Origin of the sequence: Pseudoalteromonas ardens, from assembly GCF_030125445.1 — a bacterium.
In the GTDB taxonomy this organism is placed as follows: domain Bacteria; phylum Pseudomonadota; class Gammaproteobacteria; order Enterobacterales; family Alteromonadaceae; genus Pseudoalteromonas; species Pseudoalteromonas ardens.
Map to the genome: position 1 here is coordinate 1,149,740 of NZ_JASJUV010000001.1, position 14,187 is coordinate 1,163,926.

Sequence of the window (14,187 nt, forward strand, 5' to 3'; positions counted from 1 at the left end):
TGTTTCCTTATTTCTTTTTCGTTGCTGTACCATTACCACCGATCATTGGCCAGGGAGTTGGGTCGGCTAACTCAGGTTCACAGCCCTTCAATCTGCTTTCAACTTCAAGGTAAACATGGTCAGCGTACTGCTTGCCATCATCAATCACCGTGCCCTGAACTATTACGCCGATGTCGTCCCACTTGGTCAGCATTTCCCGGTATTCCCAGAAGCGCCCGGCGTTGGCTAAGTCATGTTTATCCTCTGGAGAGTTTTCCTGCGGATAAGTGCCAGAGCCTCGCACCGAGTAACGCTGTGCCGGTAGTTCTTTGCTATTGATATCATAGTCTTCCGCTACATAAACTGTAACCGGGCGCTGCGCCGGCCATGACCAGTAGAGCGTTTCAGAATTGAGGTCATTCGGCGAAGTCTGGTGAATAGCACAGGAGTTATAATCTGCATGCCAGGGCAGGGCCATAAACTTAGTGGCATCACCTGGCTCTAAACCTAAATGCTCAACGTCTTCATGTTGTGGGATCCAGCCCAAGCCCAAAAATGGCTTATCGGTTTGCACGCTCGCGTAGTTAAGCGGCTTATGCTTAATCCGAAATGGTCCCGCACCGGTCAGCCAGTCCTGATACATGGCTGGCTCGCGAATGATCCAGGTCATATCTATGCCCGGGCTAAAGCGTCCACCTAGGCAGTTTTGCAGAGTCGCCCGATCCAGGTATTCGCCCTCATTGAGCTTTTGCGTGCTGGTGTGTACATAGTTATGATTCGACCAGCTGTGCAGGAACTGATACTGAGTAACGGTGGGGGTTAAAAAGGGTTTACCACCTGCGGCACTGGAATCACCTAACGCCAGCGGCATCAGTGGTGCGCCTTCGTCAATCGACTGCGAGCGCCAGGTTGCCTCGGTGCCCGGATTAGGCTGACGAATATAGGCTAAGCCAGCTAAAATGGTGCTGTCCGGGTCATCTTCGGCGATGATTGCGTCTACCGATTTGTGAGCCTGGATGGCAATTTCAGGTAAGTAGGCGTTCCACAATTGCTGCCCGGTTGCTTTAAAAATCGGTTTAATGTGGTCATCAAATGCCGGTTTATAATCCGGATTAAATTTACCATCGCGATATAACTCAGGTTGTAAATTCAGCTTTCTGACAAAGGTATCGTAGGCTTCATCAAACAGAGAAACCACATTCAGCGTTTGTGGTGCGTAACTGGGGTCGGTCACAACCGCCCAGCCGCCGAATACTTCCTCGATGCTGCCATCGTCAAACTCAACCACAGCCGTCACCGGGCCGTCTGACGTATCGTCAAACCACTGGTCGTTGTTGACGGGCCCTTCAATCGGCACTGGCTTGTCTTTGCTATCGAGTCTCCAGCCAACTGCCTTACCATAACCACCGGCAACAATTAGCCTACCTTCTGCATCTGTGTGCAGCTCACCCAGGCTAGTGATCCCATAAGGTGTGCGTGCTTTATGGATGTCGCTGCGATCCACCACGTCCTTAATCTTGAACTGAGCACTTGCCACTTGTTCGTTTTTCTCCGGGATATCCAGGTAGTCAAAATGCATATACGGAAAGGATTTAGGGTAATCCGCGACTTCAACTTTGTTACCGTCTTTCAGGTAAGCCGCCACTTCGTTGTTATCAAATTCTGCCTCTGGCGTCTCCCGGTCAACCACGCGCGGGCCTGCGTCTATGACCAGTCGGGATAGTCGGCTTTCATTGTAAGGGTCCAGGCCCTCAGACAGGTTACGTAACACCGGGAACTTACCATTTTCGTAGGCAACCACACCGTGGTCATCGTCGTTTACAAACCAGGCCGATTTCTTATTGGCCAGATGCACACACCATTTGATGTTAGTCACGGTTTTGCCCTGAAAGCTAGCGCCCACAGTCAGCTCCTGGCTATGGCCTTGTTCAGGGTAGCTTGGTTGATCAACGTCTGTGTAAGCAAACACACGAAAGCGTGCTGCCTGGCGTTTAAAAGCACCTTGCTCATCGCGCAATTGAGAGCTGGTGATCACTTCACCTGTAGCAGGATCAAGCGGCAATCCTCCGGTGGTTTTCTGTGGTTTGCCCGGCTGAGGTAGTGCAGCGATGCTCTCAGGCGCTAGGTAATATTCTTCACTGTTACCAACGCGTGCAATGCCAATAGCAGGGTGAATTTTAAATAGTGTTTTAGACATGATGACTTTCCTTATTGATCATTTGGCATTGAAAACAAAGGCAACACGCCATTTTGCCAGCAGGCTGAGATTGCTGCGCCATTTTTGTACATCACTACCGCGAAGTCATCCGGGGTGTTCCCTGTCGTGAAGGTCTCATTCATGATTTCCAGAAATTCGCTAAAGTGCTGCAACTGAATTTGTTGCAGGCTCTTTTGTCGTTCACCGTAAGGCACAATCGCGTGGGTTTCTGGCAAAGGCTGCTTTAACAGGTAAGTGAATTTTTCGTAGTGATCCCAGGTAGGCTGAATATCATCCGCACGATTTTGATATTCTGGCGGAATATACTGTGCTGTTTTTTCATACCCTTCTCCCTGATCGGTGATTAAATCAATGAGGTTGTAAGCCTGAGTCAAACCATCAGAGCCAGCTTCGGTGATTGTCAGTTGCGTATCAGGGTAAAAGTTTCCAAAGTGGTTTACCTGTTTTGCGTTGGCCTGAAGTAAATCAACACGTGCTTCACAGCCAGCTTTGATTGCAGCGTATAACTCGCCAATGGAGCCATATTCATCTGTGGCACCCGTGCCGCCTTTCTCTTTCCAGGTGGGGAACTCGATAATACACATGGTATTCAGTCTTTCCACGTCAAACGCGCCAATGGCCGTTGAGTGTGGGAAGTAGATGTCTTTTGGATTCGGGTCATCCAGGTCAAAATCCAGATGGGGGATGGTTGTGCCATACTGAGGGGCGCGGATCTCAAGATCAGTACCATAGGCGTTGGCAAGATTTGCCGCGCTTTGCAGGTGTAACATTTCCTGGTTCACGACCGACTTGATCAAGCGACCAGCTTCAGTAGATTGATCTTTAATGGAATACATAGCAGCCATGTAAAATGGAATGGTGTACATCTCAACATCAACCGCCCACTGCAAGTGTTCATGTAATTGTTCAGTAGTCCAGCCACATGTCACTTTTTTTGGCTTTTGTAATGGTTTTGCCATCAAAAAATTTGACGGGTTCTCGAGTTTAATCATTTTAGTTCCTTTATGGGTTAAGCCGCTCGCTTACGGATGCTTATTGCGAAAGGAACTAACGTGCGACCCCACACGGACTACCTGGCTCCGAGAGCTTTAAACCTGTATAGCAAGCTGACTTCGACGGTACATATAGAAGAGACAAGGTTTGAACTAGGTGAGCTGACGATAACAGACGGCGTTATCACTCTCGGAAGTTCAGGCGCTGCGTTTGTCTCACCAAAAACTAGTTCAAGTAAACGACAAATCAACTAAACCTGACATTACATCGGCATTACAGGTTATGGAGTTGCAATAGATTGAGCAATTGCAGAAGAGGTTTTATATAACAATCATGGCGTTACCCTGGCTATAAGCAAATTCCAAAGTCACTTGTGTGGATTTTCAAATGTCTTAAGTTTTAACTTAATTGCTCTAATCCTTGCATCTGCAACACAATGCGTATTTGGTCATTTCTTTGCATGCGTAGTGTAAATTCAAGCCTATTATAAAAAGTCATTATTTATCAACTCATAAAGTATAAATATGCGCTGTCTTCGACAAATTGATGAACTCGTGTTATCTAAGGTTTTGGGATTTTTTAGTATATTTTTTAAACGATGAGGCTTGACCTCTTACCACTATGAACTACTCTTTTGTTGCTAAATTGTAACTTTTGGAGCAGGTAAATGAAAAAAATAACACTCTCACTCTTACTTTGCGTGATGTCACTCTTTGCGCAACTGGCGCACAGTAATGATGACCTCGAATACCCCGTGGTGCTGGTTCATGGTCTGTTTGGTTTTGATAATTTACTGGGGGTCGATTATTTCTATCGGGTGCCTTCGGTGATCCGCCAGGAAGGCGGGAATGTCTATGTGGCAGAAGTCTCATCGGCACACAATTCAGAACTGCGCGGTGAGCAACTGTTGGAACAGGTTGCACTGATCAGAGCATTGACAGGCAAAGATAAAGTCAATCTGATTGGCCATAGCCAGGGCGCACAGACTATTCGCTATGTGGCATCGGTTAAGCCTCAATGGGTTGCGTCGGTAACCAGTATTGGTGGGGTTAATTGGGGTAGCCGCTTTGCTGATGTGGTGCGTGGTGGCGTAGATCAGGGGTCTTTTTCGGAGCAGTTCTTAGCGTCTCTGGCCAATGGTCTGGCTGGATTGATTGATTTATTATCAGGCAAGCCAACGGCGCCCAAAGATGCCCTTGAAGCGCTGAGTGCCCTGACAACTGAAGGCACCATTGCTTTTAATCAAAAGTATCCTGAAGGCGTGCCGGCTCAGTATTGCGGTCAGGGTGATACACTGGCCAGTAACGGTGTGTACTATTTTTCCTGGAGCGGCAGTCGGGCATGGACCAATTTGCTGGACCCGGCTGATAATGCCTTGTTGCTGTTCTCAGGTGTATTTGACGAAGCCAATGACGGCCTGGTTTCGGCTTGCTCAAGTAACCTGGGTTACGTGATTGGCAATGATTTTAAGATGAATCACCTGGATCAGGTTAATCAGACCATTGGTATTCATCATCTGTTCGAAACGGATCCTCTGACTGTGTATCGTCAGCATATTCGCCGCCTGAAGGGGTTAAATCTATGAGGTACTGGCGTCTACTTTCACTCAGTTGTGTTGGGCTAAGTGTTTGCCTTTGGTCTCTGCTACCCGCACGGGACCATGAAGTAACCACTGAGATGGTGACAGGCTCAGTACATACAGTGACAGAGACGCCACACCAGATTGAAGCGCAGTCTGTCGCCGTGATGCCAGCAGAGTCTGAGCATTGCGGCGCCATTACCCGGGCACACAAGCACCAGCTCGACGACTGGGTTTTGTTATTGCAAAAGGAGCAACTGGAACAGCACTGGGCACAGCAGACACACCGCTTGCCACCCTGTTTACAGGATATCGCCCATGATTATATGGCCTATAAACAGGCACTCACTCGGGTAGATAGTAACCTGTCTATGCACGAGCGTTTTGAAGCACTGCAAACGCTTCAGGGGCAGTACTTTTCCACTGAAGTGATAGCGGCTTGGTTTGAAAGCGAGAACCGCTGGCATGCTCAGACCTTAGCGCGCTGGCAGATTTTATCTGATAAAACCCTGAGCGAGCAGACCCGGGCTGAGCTGATTGATGCGCACATCAGTCAGTTGCCACAAACAGAGCGACAAACCATAGAGGCCACCCAAACCCTGATCACGCTAAAACACAGTTGGCACAACATGGATTACAATCAACTCAGCGCCGAGTATGGCGATGAAGCGGCCACGCGCTTGATGCAAACCCGTAAAGAGCAGCTGCAATGGCGTGAGCGAGTCGCACAATTTAAGCAACGACGTGCAGAGATACAGGCTAGCCAGATCGGGGGAGCGCAGCAATCGGCGTTGGCTGCGCTGAGGGCGTCTATGTTCACAGACACAGAACAGAAAAGGCTGGCAGTGGTCTTAGCTTATCCACAGTAACTTGTCGGGTTGGCTCGTAACTGGTTATCTTCATTACGAAAAATAACGAACCTTTACAAAATGTGCTCAACCGCTCTGGTACTATGCGGCACGCAGTGACATTGAGCTCGTGTGCTTGATTGTGCTTGCCGGAGATATGTTTTTAAAATAAGGCATGGCGTTGAACGTGTGTTTTCTCTCCATGGCTAAGAAAGAGGTAAATAAATCGGAATGAGAAATGCTGTATTGGCTTTGTTGTTTATGGGGGTGCCCGGTCTGGCGATGTCTTCAACCAGCTACATCGTGACTGTAAGCGTAAAAGACGCTGTGTCAGACAGGCAGTTTCCGTCATTTTTGCTCCAGTCTCTCGACCAGGTTAACACTGTGCGGTCAGGTGAATGTAAATATGCCGGTTTGCTGTCCAGGCAGAGTGATCAGGTGCTCGTGTTGCATGGAAAAATGTCTTGTATCTATGAACAGGGAACCTCTCATATGGATATGCCTGAATTCTCTATCAGCGATGAGGGCGGCAGTGGCAGCATAGAGATGGGAGAGGAGGGCACTACAATGTGGCAATACAGTGTGGATGTAAAAGTACAGGACCTGTAAAACACGTCAGACTCAAACACAGTTAGTCCTTGGCAATAATATGCAGTATGGCACCTGGATTAACTGACAGCCCAACGCCAAGAGACCGGATCACTTACGGCAAACCCCACTTTCACACCGGGATTTACCTGTCAGCCAATAGGATACCCGGTAACGGTTTTTCGCAAACACTAGATAGAGTTTGTCTGCGAGTGGCTTTATGATTGGCCATCTCAGTGGCGCATATAACCATCCCATCCCCACCAGTCGCCAGGCCTGGTGTGTTACGTCAAGACCAAGTAATAGATTACCGTCTGCATCGAGCGCATGTAATATCGTGTTTGCTTCATTGGCATCAATGTTTGGATACTGCGCAAAATCCTCACTGTAGATATCTACGGTTGCGATCCGCTTTGCCTTGTCGCGTTTTGTCAGTGCCGTCATTTCCTTTACGCACAACGGGCAGGTGCCGTCATAAAATATAATTAGTTCACGCATAATCTGTTCCCAGTAATTTTTACACGATACGCTTTATGGCCAGACTCAGATCAGTACCGGCTAAAAGCAACCTGATTTGCATATTATCTCATTGAATAGGAAATTCGTCAGTGCCGGAGGTCTAAAATATACCCTAAGTCCGGGCTGTAATGGCAGCACAATACCATTCAGCACAGGCGCTATTGGTCAACTCAGTTTTGTAATGATCCCAAACGTATTTAATCAGAGTGTTTTACGCTTGTTAATGAGGGTTTGTTTTTTGATCTCTGTTAGTTTTTTATTTATAAAAACAAAAAGTTAATAATGAATTCTTAATAAATATTCCATTCACCCGCATCTGCCAATCCATTATAATGGTTGATTAAATATTGAGTTATGACGTGTGTAGTTTATAGGCCTTTCGTAGTCCGTGATGTACGTAACTTATACAGCAAGCTGCTGCATAGGTATGCTAATTTCAGACATAAATGCCTCTGTGCTAGCTCAATATACAGTATTTTATGATAACCGCCAGAGCTCTACCTGAGGGTCGAGTCCTGGCGGTTTTTTGTTCACTTTAGTCATCATTTAATTAGGGACCTATATAAAGAGTATGGCAATAAAAGACTTATCAATTACCAAACAAATTGGCCTGAGTTTTTCATCTGTATTTTTAGTTTTTTTCGCGGTGAGTTTACTGACCTATAACGGGTTGAGTGGTGTCCGTGACGATCTGGGCTTTATTGTGCAAACAAGTATTCCTTCTGTCGAAGTCGTGAAGGATATTAAAATAGACTTGACCACCATACGTAAAGACGAATTTGGTGCGACTATGAACCCGGATCATCCACAAATGGCCGAGTGGCTTTCCATTTTGAATGACTTACGTAGCGGCGTTGATCGTAAAATACATCTATACAGCCAGTTGGATGTTTCAGATAAAGAACAGCGCCAGTTTGAGGCTTTTGCCCGGGCATGGCGACAGTATGCGGCAGCGACCTCAGATTTCAATTCTCTGGTGCGTAATGCCAAAGTGGCTCAGGCGAATGACATTGTGCTCAACAGCTATCCTACCTTTTCCAGAGCTATGGACGAGCTTAGTGCACTGGAAAAAATAAACAGTGATAATGTAGGAAATGCTGAAACCTCGGCGGTCAGGGCCGTCAACATGGTGATTAAGGCCATTATCATTAGTACCTTAGTGTCAGCGTTAATGATTGCACTGATCTGTATCGTGCTCAGTGGGGCAGTCAGGCGACCGCTGGAAAAAGCCATGAATCTGGCTGGAAATATCGCAAATGGCGATCTGAGTACCCGCATTGAAATCGATTCGGTGGGTCAAAATGAGCTTGGCTCCTTGCTGGTTTCACTGGATAAAATGCGTCAGCAGCTAAATGGCCTTGTTGTGAAAATAAATGACAGCGCTATCTTACTCTCTTCTGCTGTTGAAGAGGTAAATATGATCTCGGCACAAAATGCCAAAGGCATGGAGAATCAACAAAATGAGTTGCAGTCCGTTGCCTCGGCAATGACCGAAATGCAGGCAGCAGTGACTGAGGTGGCACAAAGCACAGAAATGGGGGCAGAATCCGCTAACCAGGCACATACGAAGTCTCGCGAGGGAAGTGTTGCACTGAAAAGTAGTATTTCACATATTTCTGCAGTGGCGGATACCGTCACACATGCGGGTGAGCTGGCCGTTAATCTTGAAAAGAACTCTAAAAATATCAATGTGGTTGTGGATGTGATCCGCGAGATTGCGGAGCAAACTAACTTACTGGCGTTAAACGCAGCCATTGAAGCGGCGCGTGCCGGCACGCAGGGGCGAGGCTTTGCTGTGGTGGCTGATGAAGTACGTTCACTGGCACGCCGGACACAAGATTCAACCACACAAATTGTCGAAATTGTCAGTGATTTGCAACAGAAATCCAAAGAGACTGGCGAAGCCACCCGGACCTGTCAGACGGGCATTGACGTGTGTGTTGAGCAAACTGACACGGTCAGTAAAACCATCAGCCAGATTGAGCAGGAAATTGACAGCATTGCCGCCATGAGCACTCAAATTGCCGCAGCGTGTAACGAGCAGTCAGTGGTGTCGGAAGAGCTTAACCGAAATATTGAGAATATTAATGTCGCGGGCGTGGAAATGACTGAAGGCGCAAATCAAATTTCTCATGCTTGTCATGAAATCAGTGAACTGGCGCATGACCTCAAATCTTGTGTTGAGCAGTTTAAGTTATAAGTATTATTTCTATCAGCCGGATAATTCATCGCAGGAGTTTTCCGGCAACAAGTCAAACAAGCCCTGATCCGCAAAAGTAATCAGTATTGATAGAATACTTGCCCTTGAGTGAGGGGTTGTCAGCTAAATTGATAACACCTCCTTTTACTTTTATGGGTGCAATTCCAGCATGGTTATAAAACACAATTGCAAGCCAACTTAAAACTGCGGTTTCAGTATCGCAGGTGTAATACTGTGTCATTGATATGTAAGCAGACCCTTTATCATAATGATGGTTAGTTAAATATCACATGAGTCAGGAAGCTATAGTATGGCAAGCAATGATGAATTTATTAAACAAGCTATCTTTATCGATACGATCGGTGCCAAAGGGCACGGTAAAACGACCTTAACCGCTGCTATCACGCAGGTTCTGGCAAAAGATCATATGGCGGTCGCGCAAGACTTAGCCGCGTTAAATAATGCGCCACAACACAAAGCCCGCTCAGGTGTAACCTTTTACCGCTCGGAAGCGGTGTATGAATCCTCAGCACGAGTGTGCATTCAATATGATTGCCCCAGCTTCATGGATCATGCTAAAGGGATGAACAGTGGCGAAACCAGAGTAGATGCGGCAATTCTGGTGGTCAGTCAGGAACCCGATTTTAGCAGAGCATGCGACGAGTATCTGATGCTATTGCGAGATTTCGGCGTCAGTCACATCATCATATTTATTAATAAGTGCGATTTGGATCAGTACGACGAGCTAACGGGGCTTGTCGAGTCACTTGTCAGAGAGCAGCTTAATGGCTACGGGTTTGATGGTGACAGAGCACCCGTGATTTATGGTTCGGCATTACAAGCGCTCGAAGGCGTTCCCGTATGGGAAGATAAAATACGTGAGTTAATCAGGACGATGGACAGCTATTTTGTGGACCCGGTATTATTTAAAAACCAGCCTTTTATGATGCCTGTCGAAGACATATTTACCTCACCGCGTCGTGATACGCAAGCTTATAGCAGAATTGAAACAGGTACTATACGAGTACACGACCCTGTTGAGCTGGTTGGTATCAGAGATACGCGGCAGACAACCTGCTCAAGCATCGATATTGGGGCTCACCCACAAGAAAGGGTGAGTGCGGGGGATAGCGCGGCGATAGGCCTCAAAGGGATCCCACGCTCTGATATTGAAAGAGGAATGGTGCTTTGCGAAGCGGGTACGATGAAATCATGTCAACGTTTCGAAGCACGGGTTTATTGCTTGACCAGCGAAGAGGGCGGACGCAGAACCCCTTTGCACAATGATTTTAAAGCTGACTTTAGCCTCCATTACCTTGATGTGGCAGGCACGGCGGACTGGCCTCGGAACATTGAAATGATGATGCCCGGCGATGAGCTACATGTAACCGTCAGGCTCAGTAAGTCTATGGCTGTAAAAGTGGGTACAAAGTTCGAAATTCGTCAACATGGTCAGATTGTTGGTGTGGGGCACGTGACAGATACCTTTGACTGAGTGTGAGCAGGAAAAAGGATAGCCGGTGCGGTGAGTTGCTAACGTGTCAGTGCCTGTAATGACAGGCACTGACAATTGGGGTGTAATTATAGCTGATGGCGCAAATCAAAGCGGTCCAGCTGCATGACTTTGTGCCAGGCTTTAACAAAGTCTTCAGCAAATTTTTGCTGGGCGTTGTCATACGCATAGACTTCGGCCACGGCGCGCAACTCAGAGTTTGAGCCAAAGATTAAATCGACGCTGGTGGCCGTAAAGCGTTGCTCGCCTGTACTTCGGTCAATGCTCTCATACAGACCTGCCTGGCTGGTTTTCTGCCACTGATGAGACATGCTCAACAGGTTGACGAAAAAGTCATTGCTCAGCGTGCCCACTTTATCGGTAAATACGCCGTGTTGAGATCCTGACGCGTTGGCACCGAGTACGCGTAGTCCGCCCAGCAGCACCGTCATTTCTGGTACAGTCAGGTTTAACTGATCAGCTTTATCGACCAGCATCTCGGTCGGCGAACGATAGCTTGCGTTGACATCAAAATAGTTTCTGAAGGCATCCGCTTTTGGTTCAAGCAGCGTGAATGAGTTAACATCGGTTTGCGCCTGAGTTGCGTCGGTGCGGCCAGGAGTAAAAGGCACAGAAACGGTGACACCCGCATTTTTGGCTGCCTGCTCAACGGCTGCTGCACCTGCCAAGACTATCACATCTGCCATAGATACTTGCTTAGCGCCACCCGCAGCACGATTAAAGCGAGCCTGAACTGCTTGCAGTTGATTCAAAACCGACGACAGTTCGTCTGGGTTGTTAACTGACCAGTCTTTTTGTGGCGCAAGCATAATTCGGGCACCGTTTGCGCCGCCGCGCATATCTGAGGCACGGAAGCTGGCAGCAGAGGCCCAGGCGGTGCGGATGAGTGCTGGTACGCTGATATCGGTTTTCAGAATATCCAGCTTGATTGCTTTGGCATCAGCTTCGTTAATTAAAGCGTGGTCGACTGCCGGGACTGGATCTTGCCAGATCAGCGCTTCGTCGGGTGCTGTATTACCCAGATATCGAGTACGCGGTCCCATATCGCGGTGTGTCAGCTTGTACCAGGCTTTGGCAAAGGCCAGGCGATATTCTTCCGGGTTCGCCAAGAAGCGTTCGGCAATTTTCCGATATTCAGGGTCGTACTTGAGTGCCAGATCTGCGGTCGTCATAACAGGCGAATTGAACTTACCTTTTACATGCGCATCCGGAACTGAAGTATGTAGTGCTTCGTCCGTCGGGATCCATTGAATTGCGCCGCCAGGACTGCGGGTCTGCTGCCATTCAAAGTTCAGTAGGTTTTGCAGATATAACGTAGTCCAGCGGGTTGGAGCCTGAGTCCAGGCGCCTTCCAGGCCACTGGTTACGGTATCTTCTGAGTGGCCTTTGCCACATTTGTTTTTCCAGCCCAGCCCTTGCTCTTCGATAGCAGCGCCACCGGGTTCTTTGCCAACGCATTTGTTGGCTTTGTGGGCACCATGCATTTTACCGAAGGTGTGGCCACCTGCGATCAGCGCCACAGTTTCTTCGTCATTCATGGCCATGCGACCAAACGCAATGCGGATGTTTTTCGCTGAGCCAGCAGGATCTGGCTTACCTTTTGGTCCTTCCGGATTCACGTAGATTAAGCCCATATGAGTGGCACCCAGTGGGCGCTGGAGCTTCCCGTCTTTTTCTTCGCGGTCACTGGCCAGCATTTCGACCTCCGGACCCCAGTAAACCAAATCAGGTTCCCAGTCATCCGTTCGGCCCCCGGCAAACCCATAGGTTTTGAAGCCCATATTTTCAAGACCAACGGTGCCGGCCAGAATCATCAGATCGCCCCAGGAGATTTGCTCTCCGTATTTTTGCTTGAGTGGCCAAAGCAGGCGTTTTGCTTTATCGAGGTTGCCATTGTCAGGCCAACTATTGAGTGGATCAAAGCGCATTTGTCCGCCGTCACCGCCGCCGCGACCATCCAGCGTCCGGTAGGTACCAGAGCTGTGCCACGCCAGGCGAATAAATAAAGGCCCATAATTGCCCCAGTCTGCAGGCCACCAGTCTTGCGATGTTGTCAGTAATTCGTTCATATCACGCTTGAGTGCGGCCATATCTAATTGGTTAAAAGCCTGAGCATAATCAAAGTTTTCACCGAGCGGGTTGGATCGGCCATCATGGTCACGCAGAGGCGACAGGTCAAGTTGGTCTGGCCACCAGAACTGGTTCGACTTGGCCACGCCAGTTGGCACATGACCGCTACCGACAGCGCCTTTTGGTTTACTGATTTCGCTATTAGAGTGGCTGGCTTGCTGTGTATCATTGTTGCTGGCGCAGGCACTCAGACCCGTGATCGCAACACCCACCAGTACGGTCAGTGCTGACTTTTTAAACATCTTCGTTGTCGTCATAAAGGTTACCTTTTCTTCAACATACCTGTCGACCAGCCAGATCTACCCGGTCGTCAGTGCATCTACTTAATTCTCTGAGAGTATAATTTTTTGTTTGCAAAATTGTTAATGGGATTTTTCGATGCCTGTATTCGTAAAAATCAATCATGGCTGCGGTAGATGCAGATAAGAGGGGTCGGACGATTTTAGAGCGAGTTGTTAAAAACGAACGAGCGCAAAGTTCATACTCTTCATCGCAAGCTGACTTGAGTGCACGTAATTTACTTGATAGGTTTTAATTAAATCTGCATTAATGTGGTTTTTATCTTAATGAGAGTAATATGATCCCATTAAAATGATGAGTGTATTAATGCTTAATAATATGCTGATTTTTACTTTTAAGCTGCAAGTAATTTTACCTAGAAATATGAATTTATAACCTGATGAGCCTTTGCTTTTGGCAGGTTTATTGAATAATAACTCCAATTTAAAGGAAGTGATAATAATGAAATTATTCTTTACAGCTATGGCTGCGGCAACACTACTTTTCTCTACATTCAGTCGAGCTGAAGCGGTTACCGGGACTGAGTATCAGGCGGTCGTTAAGACCGCATATACCTACTTCAATGGCGCAGCGAAGGGCGATCAGGCACTACTGGCACAAGCGTTTGATTTAGAATTTGGCCACATTAAAATGATCCGGATAGACCAAGAAACGCAGCAAGAAACGGTTAGAGTGATTTCACTCAAGGAGTTTGCTGGTTATTTCAAGGAGGCCACAAAGGATAAATGGGAAGCCAATATTTTATCTGTTGATATCGTAGATGATAAAATGGCGATGGTTAAACTGGATTTTCACACCCCGAAAACACACTACATTGATTATTTAGTGATGTACAAACGTCAAAATGCGTGGCGTATTGTGACTAAAACCTTTGTCGCCAAAAGCAAATTGTAGGTCAGTAAGCGTTTTTGAATGACGAATCAGCAGAGAAAACACATGATTCTCAGTGCGATTAAGCGTGCGGAATGTTCAGACATTCATGATGTGCTACGCATTGCCGGAGAAGAAATAGAATGCCTGGAAGCTGTCCCTTTTGGCTCAAGAAATGAAATCATGCGGATCTGTGAAGATATTGCCGACGGTGTGATAGATGGCAGTGAGTCGATCAAAAGGGTAATGACGTTTTTAAACTCTATACCAGATTAATACGCTTTTCTTGGCTTCCAGGACGGCCGTTGTGCTTTGGAATGACGAGCGACAAATGAGCTTATCGGAGGTTGCGCGGAGTTACACAGCATTGGGGTTGCTATGGATTATCTGGCCATACTATTGATACGATTTTATTAACGATTTCTTTCTCCGTATAAAGGATTTCGGTGT

General features: G+C 47.4%; 11 protein-coding genes. 7 read left to right on the forward strand and 4 right to left on the reverse strand.

Annotated features, from left to right (window positions below; genetic code table 11):
• Positions 1-7: 7 nt before the first annotated feature.
• Positions 8-2,176 (reverse strand): LodA/GoxA family CTQ-dependent oxidase, encoded by a 2,169-nt coding sequence (locus QNM19_RS04260; RefSeq protein WP_049862964.1) that lies wholly within the window; start codon positions 2,174-2,176, stop codon positions 8-10.
• Positions 2,177-2,187: 11 nt separating this feature from the next.
• Complete coding sequence (locus QNM19_RS04265; RefSeq protein WP_049862965.1) at positions 2,188-3,189, reverse strand: ferritin-like domain-containing protein; 1,002 nt, start codon at positions 3,187-3,189, stop codon at positions 2,188-2,190.
• A 668-nt stretch (positions 3,190-3,857) separates the two neighbouring features.
• Here QNM19_RS04265 and QNM19_RS04270 point away from each other — a divergent pair.
• From QNM19_RS04270 to QNM19_RS04280, 3 genes are all read left to right on the forward strand, one after another.
• Entirely contained in the window at positions 3,858-4,775 is a 918-nt protein-coding gene (locus QNM19_RS04270) for an esterase/lipase family protein (RefSeq protein WP_049862966.1), read from the forward strand.
• A complete protein-coding gene (locus tag QNM19_RS04275; RefSeq protein WP_082225300.1) occupies positions 4,772-5,638 on the forward strand; it encodes a lipase chaperone family protein in 867 nt (288 codons plus the stop codon). Before QNM19_RS04270 ends, QNM19_RS04275 begins: the two co-directional genes overlap by 4 nt.
• Positions 5,639-5,848: 210 nt before the next feature.
• Positions 5,849-6,226 (forward strand): hypothetical protein, encoded by a 378-nt coding sequence (locus QNM19_RS04280; protein ID WP_049862968.1) that lies wholly within the window; start codon positions 5,849-5,851, stop codon positions 6,224-6,226.
• A 90-nt stretch (positions 6,227-6,316) separates the two neighbouring features.
• Here QNM19_RS04280 and QNM19_RS04285 read toward each other — a convergent pair whose 3' ends face one another.
• The gene (locus QNM19_RS04285; protein ID WP_049862969.1) at positions 6,317-6,703 is read right to left on the reverse strand and encodes a thiol-disulfide oxidoreductase DCC family protein; all 387 of its coding nucleotides are present in this window, start codon (positions 6,701-6,703) and stop codon (positions 6,317-6,319) included.
• Between the two features lie 592 nt (positions 6,704-7,295).
• Between QNM19_RS04285 and QNM19_RS04290 the strand changes: the two genes are divergently transcribed.
• On the forward strand, positions 7,296-8,924 hold the full coding sequence (locus QNM19_RS04290) for a methyl-accepting chemotaxis protein (RefSeq protein ID WP_049862970.1): 1,629 nt from the start codon (positions 7,296-7,298) through the stop codon (positions 8,922-8,924).
• Positions 8,925-9,234: 310 nt separating this feature from the next.
• Entirely contained in the window at positions 9,235-10,419 is a 1,185-nt protein-coding gene (locus QNM19_RS04295; RefSeq protein ID WP_049862971.1) for a GTP-binding protein, read from the forward strand.
• A gap of 86 nt (positions 10,420-10,505) precedes the next feature.
• Here QNM19_RS04295 and katG read toward each other — a convergent pair whose 3' ends face one another.
• Positions 10,506-12,824, reverse strand: a complete 2,319-nt coding sequence (gene katG, locus QNM19_RS04300) for a catalase/peroxidase HPI (protein ID WP_049862972.1) — start codon at positions 12,822-12,824, stop codon at positions 10,506-10,508.
• Positions 12,825-13,308: 484 nt separating this feature from the next.
• Between katG and QNM19_RS04305 the strand changes: the two genes are divergently transcribed.
• Both QNM19_RS04305 and QNM19_RS04310 read left to right on the forward strand, forming a co-directional pair.
• Positions 13,309-13,761 (forward strand): nuclear transport factor 2 family protein, encoded by a 453-nt coding sequence (locus QNM19_RS04305; protein WP_049862973.1) that lies wholly within the window; start codon positions 13,309-13,311, stop codon positions 13,759-13,761.
• Positions 13,762-13,779: 18 nt separating this feature from the next.
• Positions 13,780-14,013, forward strand: a complete 234-nt coding sequence (locus QNM19_RS04310) for a hypothetical protein (protein ID WP_049862974.1) — start codon at positions 13,780-13,782, stop codon at positions 14,011-14,013.
• The last annotated feature ends 174 nt before the right edge of the window (positions 14,014-14,187 follow it).